Source organism: Ilumatobacter sp. (assembly GCF_041688325.1).
Classification (GTDB): domain Bacteria; phylum Actinomycetota; class Acidimicrobiia; order Acidimicrobiales; family Ilumatobacteraceae; genus Ilumatobacter_A.
The window spans coordinates 1-7,896 of record NZ_JBDNIJ010000301.1; the positions used below are offsets into that span (position 1 = coordinate 1).

The 7,896-nt window shown below is 61.7% G+C and carries 8 protein-coding genes; 1 reads left to right on the plus strand and 7 read right to left on the minus strand.

What is annotated here, in order from left to right; genetic code table 11:
• The 5 genes from ACH2EI_RS15800 to rpsL all read right to left on the minus strand — a co-directional run.
• Window positions 1–141, minus strand: a 141-nt coding sequence (locus ACH2EI_RS15800; protein ID WP_395151705.1) for a GTP-binding protein, incomplete at its 3' end; no start/stop codon positions are given.
• An 86-nt stretch (window positions 142–227) separates the two neighbouring features.
• A complete protein-coding gene (gene fusA, locus ACH2EI_RS15805; protein WP_395151696.1) occupies window positions 228–2,330 on the minus strand; it encodes an elongation factor G in 2,103 nt (700 codons plus the stop codon).
• A 278-nt stretch (window positions 2,331–2,608) separates the two neighbouring features.
• Window positions 2,609–3,046 carry a CBS domain-containing protein gene (locus ACH2EI_RS15810; RefSeq protein WP_395151698.1) on the minus strand — a complete coding sequence of 146 codons (438 nt, stop codon included), beginning with the start codon at window positions 3,044–3,046 and terminating at the stop codon, window positions 2,609–2,611.
• Window positions 3,047–3,175: 129 nt separating this feature from the next.
• Window positions 3,176–3,652 (minus strand): 30S ribosomal protein S7, encoded by a 477-nt coding sequence (gene rpsG, locus ACH2EI_RS15815; RefSeq protein WP_394932015.1) that lies wholly within the window; start codon window positions 3,650–3,652, stop codon window positions 3,176–3,178.
• Window positions 3,653–3,660: 8 nt separating this feature from the next.
• Window positions 3,661–4,032: a 30S ribosomal protein S12 gene (rpsL, locus tag ACH2EI_RS15820; RefSeq protein ID WP_394932016.1), complete on the minus strand. Its 372-nt coding sequence runs from the start codon at window positions 4,030–4,032 to the stop codon at window positions 3,661–3,663.
• Between the two features lie 215 nt (window positions 4,033–4,247).
• Between rpsL and ACH2EI_RS15825 the strand changes: the two genes are divergently transcribed.
• A complete protein-coding gene (locus tag ACH2EI_RS15825; RefSeq protein ID WP_395160747.1) occupies window positions 4,248–5,918 on the plus strand; it encodes a hypothetical protein in 1,671 nt (556 codons plus the stop codon).
• Between the two features lie 24 nt (window positions 5,919–5,942).
• Here the strand turns inward: ACH2EI_RS15825 and ACH2EI_RS15830 are convergent, their stop codons facing one another.
• Both ACH2EI_RS15830 and ACH2EI_RS15835 read right to left on the minus strand, forming a co-directional pair.
• Entirely contained in the window at window positions 5,943–7,523 is a 1,581-nt protein-coding gene (locus ACH2EI_RS15830; protein WP_395160749.1) for an AMP-binding protein, read from the minus strand.
• A 126-nt stretch (window positions 7,524–7,649) separates the two neighbouring features.
• A partial coding sequence (locus tag ACH2EI_RS15835) for a hypothetical protein (RefSeq protein WP_395160751.1) occupies window positions 7,650–7,896 on the minus strand: 247 nt, incomplete at its 5' end.

Here is a 7,896-nt window from a genome sequence, read left to right on the forward strand (position 1 = left end):
AAAGTCAGTAAATTCAGCCAACCCACGATCCGACAGGGTCTTGGAGATCGCTGCAGTCAGGGTCGTCTTACCATGGTCAATATGACCCATGGTGCCAATGTTCACGTGCGGCTTGTTCCGCTCGAACTTCACTTTGCTCATTGCAATAACTCTTCTCTTAGTGTCGGTCTTCGTGGGTTTTCAAAGGTCTGGTGTGTTGCGTCGTTCACGAATGAACGGTGCCGGGGCTATTCGCCTCGGACGCGCTTGATGATGTCGTCTGCAATTGCTGCGGGTACCTGTTGGTACTCCTCGAACTGCATGGTGTAGGTCGCACGGCCCTGAGTACGTGAACGCAGGTCGGTACTGTAACCGAACATTTCGGACAGTGGCACGGTCGCGTTGACGACCTGCGTGTTACCGCGGGCTTCCATCTGGCCAATGCGGCCACGACGACTGCTGATGTCGCCCATGACGTCGCCCATGTAGTCCTCAGGCGTGACGACTTCGACCTTCATGATTGGCTCCATCAGGACCGGCTTGGCCATTTCGGCGGCCTTGCGGAATGCCTGCTGGCCGGCGATCTTGAATGCCATCTCCGAGGAGTCAACGTCGTGAGCCGAACCGTCGACCAAGGAAACCTTGACGTCAACAGTGGTGTATCCGGCGAGGACGCCGTTGTCCATGGCTGCTTCGAGGCCCTGCGCGGTCGGGTTGATGTACTCACGCGGGATCTTTCCACCCGTGATCTTGTCTTCGAATTCGAAGCCTTTACCGGGGTTCGGCTCCATGTTGATCTTGACGACGGCGTACTGACCGGTACCACCGGACTGCTTGATGTGGCGGTACTCGACGTTGGTGACTTCTTTGGTGATCGTCTCGCGGTAGGCGACCTGCGGCTTGCCGACAGTTGCCTCGACACTGAACTCGCGCCGCATGCGGTCGACGAGCACTTCGAGGTGGAGCTCGCCCATGCCCGAGATGACGGTCTGGCCAGTCTCGTGGTCGGCGCGGATGCGGAAGGTGGGGTCCTCGTCGGAGAGCGACTTGAGGGCCTTGCCCAACTTTTCCTGATCGGACTTTGTCTTCGGCTCGATGGCAACGTGGATGACCGGCTCGGGGAATTCCATCCGCTCGAGGATGATCGGGTCGTTCCGGTCACAAAGTGTGTCGCCGGTTGTGACGTTCTTGAACCCGAGACCGGCAACGATGTCGCCAGCCATTGCCACGTCGATGTCTTCGCGCTGGTTGGCGTGCATCAGCAGGATGCGACCAAGACGTTCGCGGTCTTCCTTGACGGAGTTGTAGACCTCTTCGCCCTTGGAGATCTCGCCGGAATACACCCGGAAGTAGGTGAGCTTGCCGAAGGGGTCGGCAACGATTTTGAAGGCGAGCGCTGCGAAGGGCTCGTTGATATCGGCCTTGCGGTAGATGTCGACTTCTTCGCCGCCCCGCATGACGGTGCCATGTGCCGGCGGGATGTCCACCGGGCTCGGCATGAAGTCGACGACGGCGTCAAGCATGGGCTGAACGCCCTTGTTCTTGAATGCCGAACCGCAGAGGATCGGGACAAAGTCGAATGCCAGGGTGCCCTTACGGATGGCGGCCTTAATGGTCTTCTCGGGGATGTCTTCACCGGCGAGGTACGCATCCATGAGCGCTTCGTCCTGCGTCGCGATGGTTTCCATCATCGCTTCGCGGTATTCGGCGGCCATCTGGACCATGTCTTCTGGGATGTCGGTCTCGTCCCAGGTGGCACCGAGCTCTTCGTTGTCCCAGATCAGCGCTTTCATCTTGACGATGTCGACGAGGCCCTCGAACGCCTTAACAGCTTCGGGGCCGCCTGCGCCGATGGGCAGCTGGATGACGAGCGGGTTGGCCTGCAAGCGGTCGATAACCATCTGCACCGTGCGGTAAAAGTCGGCGCCGATGCGGTCCATCTTGTTGACGAAGCACATGCGGGGCACGTTGTACGTGTTGGCCTGACGCCACACGGTTTCGGTCTGCGGCTCAACGCCGGCCACCGAGTCGAAGACGGTGACAGCACCGTCGAGCACGCGCAGCGAGCGCTCGACTTCGATGGTGAAGTCAACGTGGCCCGGCGTGTCGATGATGTTGATGCGGTGGTTGTCCCACACGCAGGTGGTCGCAGCGGAGGTGATGGTGATGCCGCGCTCTTGCTCCTGAGCCATATGGTCCATGGTCGCTGCGCCGTCGTGTACTTCACCGATCTTGTAGCTCTTACCGGTGTAGTAGAGGATGCGCTCGGTCGTCGTCGTCTTACCGGCATCGATGTGCGCCATAATCCCGATATTCCGGGTGCGCTCCAGGGGAAACTCTCGCTGAGCCATCTTCTACTTCACTTCCATCTCAAAGGGCGTTGTCACGCAGGCGACCGGCAGATTCCGGTGCTACGCATTCGGGGGGTGCAATCTTGTGCATGCGTGCACAAGGCCGCTCAGTGTATCGGTCCAAATCCAACCGCAACCCCCGTTTGCGCCGTTGTTCCGCGACCCAGCCCACCCCAGCCCAAACCCAGCCCAAACCCAGCCCAAAATGGAGACCGTTTCTCGTCACGGGCGAGGCTGAAGGGTCTCAGTTTCGGGAGATGGGAGCGTTCGGGCGTGGATTAGACGCGACCTTCGATGTAGTCATGGAGCTGATTGTTCTCGCTCTCGAGTTCGCCGAGGCGGTACTTGACGACATCACCGATGCTGATGACGCCCGCCATCGACCCGTCCGCTTCGAGCACCGGAAGGTGACGGATACGGCGATCGGTCATCGCCTTCATCAACACGTCGATCGTGTCGGCAGGTTGGCACGTGATGACGTTGCTTGACATGGCCGACTCGACCATGAGATGCAACGTATCGTCGCCGTGTGTGGCAATCGAGCGGACGACGTCGCGTTCGGACAGGATGCCGGCGATCGTCTTGCCATCGTCGCAGACCACCAGCGCACCGACGCCGTGATCACGAAGTGAGCTCACCGCGTCAGACAGCGTGGCCGTCGACGCAATCGTGGCGACTGCATTGCCCTTGACCGACAATATGGATTGCACGTTCATCGAGTTCTCCTTGACGTCAGAATTCCCCTGCCGAAAACATAGTGCACTCGTGAACCACAGGTACCGGAGTTCGAAAACGACGAAAGCCCCGAAGCCTCACAAGGCTTCGGGGCTTTCGTGCAATTCGAATTACCAGCGGTAGTGAGCGAACGCCTTGTTCGACTCAGCCATCTTCTGGATGTCATCGCGACGCTTCATCGCAGCACCGAGGCCGGTGGACGCGTCCATGATCTCGTTTGCGAGGCACTCGGACATCGTCTTTTCACGACGGGCCCGAGCGAAGTCGACGAGCCAGCGAATAGCCAGCGTGGTCGAACGGCGCGGACGCACTTCGACCGGCACCTGGTAGGTGGCTCCACCGACGCGGCGGCTCCGGACCTCAAGTGGCGGCTTCAGGTTGTCGATCGCACGCTTGACACTGTCGATCGCCAGCTCTTCGCCTTCGAGGCGAGACTGAACGATGATCATTGCGTCGTAGACAATCTTTTCAGCGATCGTGCGCTTGCCGTGCAACATAACCTTGTTGATCAGCTGCGTGACGACGACGCTCTTGTAGATGGGATCCGCGACAAGTTCGCGGCGGGGTGCGGGACCTTTACGAGGCATCGTTCAGCCTACTTTTCCTTCTTGGCGCCGTAACGGCTGCGCGACTGCTTGCGGTTCTTGACGCCAACGGCATCAAGCGCGCCGCGGATGATCTTGTAGCGGACACCGGGAAGGTCGCGAACACGACCACCACGGACGAGCACGATCGAGTGCTCCTGCAGGTTGTGGCCCTCACCCGGGATGTAGGCCGTGACCTCGATACCGGAGTTGAGACGCACGCGTGCGACCTTGCGAAGCGCCGAGTTCGGCTTCTTCGGGGTGGTCGTGTACACGCGGGTACACACGCCACGACGCTGCGGGGAGCCCTTGAGCGCCGGCGTCTTCGACTTCGTTACTTTGGAAGTTCGTCCTTGACGGACGAGCTGTTGAATTGTTGGCACGAATGAAACCTCGTTCGTCTGGACTGACCGTGCGCACCGATCGATACGACGGCATGGGGTGGGTTGGCCGGAACCACGAACGTGGCCGGCCGCCATACACCGAATGCCAGAAGACATTCGATGAGAGGACCGTGCAATGCTAGGTGCGTCGGTGAGATCGCGCAACTCGGTGACGGCCCGCCTTTCACCCTCAGCCGGCCGCCTATCATCGCCGGATGCCTGAGCTGGCGGTAGATCCGCACTCCTTTTCTCCACCAGCGAGTCAGGCGACCTCGACAGCTGCAGCCGAATTACACCAATCGCGCTCACCAGGGTTCGCGGTTGTGGTCGGCGCTGTCGCACTGCTCGGCCTGCTGTGGGTCGCGCTGCTCTGGCGCTATCGCTTCTGGATCGCGACGAACGACCACGCCGTGTTCCAGCTCGCGCTCGAGCAGATGAGCGATGGGGAGATTCCGCTCGTCGGGACGTATTCACGATTGAACTTCAAGCATCCGGGCCCAATTCGGGAGTGGCTGTTTTTTTTCCCGTACCTCGTGAGTGGCGGCCGGGCCGCTGCCCTCCCCGCTACGACGATCATCTTCCACACCCTGATGTTCGGTCTGTCGATCCGCGCTGGTTGGAAGTGGGCATCGACACGCGGCGCCTGCACCGCGGCAGTCTCAGTGGCCATCATGTACGTCGCGTTCGGCAAGCAATTACACGTGCCGTGGAATCCGCTTCTCGCCGCAACAGCTCTCTTTGCTGGCGCATGGGGCCTGTTCATGTTCGTTCGCACGGGCCGGTGGGCCCAGGCCGTTCTGTGTGCGAGCGCGGCTGCACAGATGCATGTGTCTGCGGCGCCTCCTGCGCTCGTAATCATCAGCATCGTCATCGGACTGTCGGCGCTCGCCAAGACCGGCCGCTGGGAGTGGGACAGAGGCGCCGACGCTCCTCGCTGGGTGGGTCCGACCGCTCTTGGCGCATTCGTCGTGATGTGGTCGGGCCCGCTGGTCGATGCGCTGAACAATGGCCGGTCGAACACCTCGGCCCTCCTCGAAGCGAGCAGTGCAGGCGATGATCAGTTGGGATTGTCGAACGCCCTCGCGCTGGCCGGACGCATCGTGCATCCCGGCGAAATGCTCGCAGGGACGTACCTCCGGCCTGGTTCCGAGATGGTGACGGGAACCGGTGGAGCGGTTCCCCTTGCGGCGTGGGCGCTGATCAGCCTGCTCGCCATCGGCCTGGCTTTGCGTGCCGGAACGCAACACGACCGAGCAACGATCGTCGTGCTCATCGCACTCTCCAGCACCGCTGTTGTATCGATGAGCCGGTTCGTCCCACCGTTGTTCGGTTATCTGTTCGCGTCGGTCAGCGCGATTTCAGTCATCGCAGTTGCCGTGACCGTCTCGACCATCGTCGCGGCCGTGCTCGACGACCCTGCAGTGGAGCGTTTCGCTTGGTTCGACACCAGTGCAATCGTCGCCGGCGGCGTCGCCGTTCTGCTGGTGGGGACAGCTCTCGGAGCGAGCGAACTCAATCAGATCGTTCCTCAACGACGCGCGATTGGGATCAACGGCGCGGTCCACGCAGTCGTTGTTCCAGGCGCGACGTATGCCGTGCGTGCCGGTGGAAACATCGGTGCGCTCGCCGAGTCGGAAGTAGCGCTCCAGATCGAGCTGAGCGGCGGCGATGCAACCTCGGACATCTCCTCACTCGGCCTGCCTCCAGAAGACACGGGTGCCCCGTTGTTCATCGCGGCAATGGCTGGCGTCCGGCAATGCCTGATCGATTTCAAGGTGGGGCAGCTGATCCTCGACGGCAGCATCGAGGCAGTCGGGCAAGACATCGCGATCGTGTTCCTGCAACCCAACGAACGGTCCAAGCTCGCGCTGTGCCCGCCGTTATAATAGGGCGCGCGGTCCCACGCGCGCTCACAAGGCGGGGTTTGCCAGCTTGGAGCGCTGGATCTTGCCGGTGGCCGTTCTGGGCAATTCGGCACGAAAAGTCACGTCACGCGGAACCTTGTGGCGAGCCAACTGATCGGCGACGAGCGCGCGGGCCTCCGGCTTGGTGATCTTTGCCCCGGGCGCCTTGACAACAAACGCCGCTAGTCGCTGACCAAAGTCGTGGTCAGGCACCCCGACCACCGCGACGTCAGCAATGCGATCGTCGGCGAGTAGAACGTCCTCCACTTCCTGGGGGAACACGTTCTCGCCACCACTGACGATCATGTCGTCAGCGCGTCCGGTGACGTACAGCAAGCCCGTTTCGTCGAGGTGGCCGACGTCGCCGGTCGACATCAGGCCCTCGATGACCTCTTTACCACCGCCGCCGGTATAGCCGTCGAATTGGGCGCCACTGCCCACGAAGATACGGCCAACGCTCCCGACCGGCAGCAGGCTGCCGTCATCGTCGAAAATGCCGATCTCCGTGCCGTCAAGTGTGCGCCCGGCCGTGTCCGGGTGAGCGCACAGGTCAGTGGGCGTCGCAAGGGTTGCTTGTCCGACCTCGGTCGAGCCGTACAGGTTGTAGAGGTTGGGACCGACGCGACTGAGCCAGTCGACGACAGTTGGAACCGGCAGCGCTGAACCGCTCGACGCGATGATCCGCAGCGTTGACAGATCGGCCTCGTCGAAATCCGGTGAGTCAAGGAGACGCTGCAGCAGCACAGGCACCACTGCCAGGACACTGACAGCATGTTTGGGGATCTGCTCGAGTATGACTGGGGCACTGAACGATGCCGACACGACCGTCGTGCAACCGAGCGCAGTCGCGATACCGAGCTGGGCGAACCCCCAGGCGTGGAAAAGTGGCGAAGCAATGCAGACGACATCATCGGAGCGGTAGGGAACGCGCTGGAGGATCGACGTTGCAGCAGCTGGATCGATACGTCCCGACCGACGCGCACCCTTTGGAGTGCCCGTCGTGCCCGACGTGAGGAGCACCGGGTTGATCGGGAGCGAGGCGCGTAGCGGCAACCGCCACAACCGCCGAGCACGCACCTCGGTGATCGGGGTGCCGCGGGCGGACCCGCCGTCTCCGACCACGATGACACGAACAATCCCTGCAGGGTCCAGCATGCTGGCGAACTCGGCGTCGATCGCCACGGCCGTTATGGATTCTCTTGCCAGTACTTCGTTCAACTGCGGCGCGGCGAACCCAGTGTTGAGATAGACGACTTCGATACCGCCCTTTGCAGCAGCAACCGTCAACTCAACGAACTCGCGATGGTTGCGACACATCAACCCAAGACGATCGCCTCGACCGACACTCAGAGCGTGCAGGCCCTCGGCAAGGCGAGTCGACTGTGTATCAAGGTCCCGCCAAGTGATCGAGCCGCGGTCGTCGATGATTGCCGCGCCACCTGGATTGGCAAGTGCCGAAGCCGCTACCGGGGCAGCGAGTGTTGGCCCCCATCGAACCGCAGCACTGGCGAGTGCAGCGAGACGGACAGGGCTGAACAACCCCGACCGGGAAGCCAGATCGATCATGCTTGCCATGCCGTCCGCCATTTCGTGCACCGTACTGGCGACCGTCCCTGACCAAGCGGCCGAGCGCTGACCGGAGGCTGGAACGCGCAACGGCCCGGGCAATCTCACAAGGAGACGACCCGGGCCGCAGTGCAATTCAGTTGGTCATCAGCCGATCGGCTCCGTGGCCTTGGCGGCGTCGTACGAACCATGCAGGTTCGCGAGGAACGCTGCGGGATCTTCGACGCCATCGTCACTTGAGTAGAACGTCATCGGCTCGTAGTCCGGTGCTTCGATACCGAACTCGCGGTACTTCGGCATACCCGTGCCAGCTGGGATCAGCTTGCCGAGGATGATGTTTTCCTTGAGACCAATGAGGTGATCGGCGCGGCCGTCGATGGCGGCCTCGGTGAGC

Bases quoted from the DNA above. Each gene is read 5' to 3' on its own strand.
- fusA (WP_395151696.1), bottom strand. From the start codon at position 2,330: ATGGCTCAGCGAGAGTTTCCCCTGGAGCGCACCCGGAATATCGGGATT.
- ACH2EI_RS15810 (WP_395151698.1), bottom strand. From the start codon at position 3,046: ATGAACGTGCAATCCATATTGTCGGTCAAGGGCAATGCAGTCGCCACG.
- rpsG (WP_394932015.1), bottom strand. From the start codon at position 3,652: ATGCCTCGTAAAGGTCCCGCACCCCGCCGCGAACTTGTCGCGGATCCC.
- ACH2EI_RS15825 (WP_395160747.1), top strand. From the start codon at position 4,248: ATGCCTGAGCTGGCGGTAGATCCGCACTCCTTTTCTCCACCAGCGAGT.
- ACH2EI_RS15830 (WP_395160749.1), bottom strand. From the start codon at position 7,523: ATGGCGGACGGCATGGCAAGCATGATCGATCTGGCTTCCCGGTCGGGG.